This is a genomic window from Streptomyces jumonjinensis, from assembly GCF_009600885.1.
Lineage (GTDB): Bacteria > Actinomycetota > Actinomycetes > Streptomycetales > Streptomycetaceae > Streptomyces > Streptomyces jumonjinensis.
Window position 1 is genome coordinate 15,498 of sequence record NZ_VCLA01000207.1, and the last position, 566, is coordinate 16,063.

1 protein-coding gene is annotated in these 566 nt (G+C 71.7%); it reads left to right on the forward strand.

The window, feature by feature from the left end:
- Positions 1 to 566, forward strand: a 566-nt coding sequence (locus FF041_RS37370) for a phosphopantetheine-binding protein (protein ID WP_153527244.1), incomplete at both ends; no start/stop codon positions are given.

A 566-nucleotide genomic window follows, 5' to 3' on the forward strand; every position in this document is an offset into this window, starting at 1 on the left:
AGCGGGAAGCAGGGAGGCCGGGCGGCAGCCCGCGACCGCCGTGGAAGCGACCCTGTGCGCGCTCTTCGCCGAAGCGCTGGGTCTGGAGGAAGTGAGCGTCGACGACTCGTTCTTCGAGCTGGGCGGCGACTCGATCATGTCGATGCTGCTGGTCTCCAGCGCCCGCCGGGCCGGTCTGGTCATCACGGCCCGCCAGGTCTTCGAACGCCAGACGCCTGAGGAACTGGCCGCCGTCGCCGTGGTCACCGACGGCGGCGCGGCCTTCGAAGGAGAGAGCGCGATCGGTGACGTACCACTGACCCCGGTCATGCATGAACTCCTCGACCGTGTCGGCCCGGAGCGGGCCGGCCAGGTGGCTCAGTCGGCCCTGGTGGTCACCCCCGCGGGCCTGGACTTCGCGATCCTGACGGACGCCGTGCAGACCCTGCTGGATCACCACGACGCCCTCCGCGCCCGGCTGGAGGACAGCCCGGAGCGGCGACTCGTCGTACCCGGCCCGGGAGCGGTCCGGGCCTCCACCCTGCTGCGCAGGGTGGACGCCACCGGTCTTGAGGGCGACGAACTGC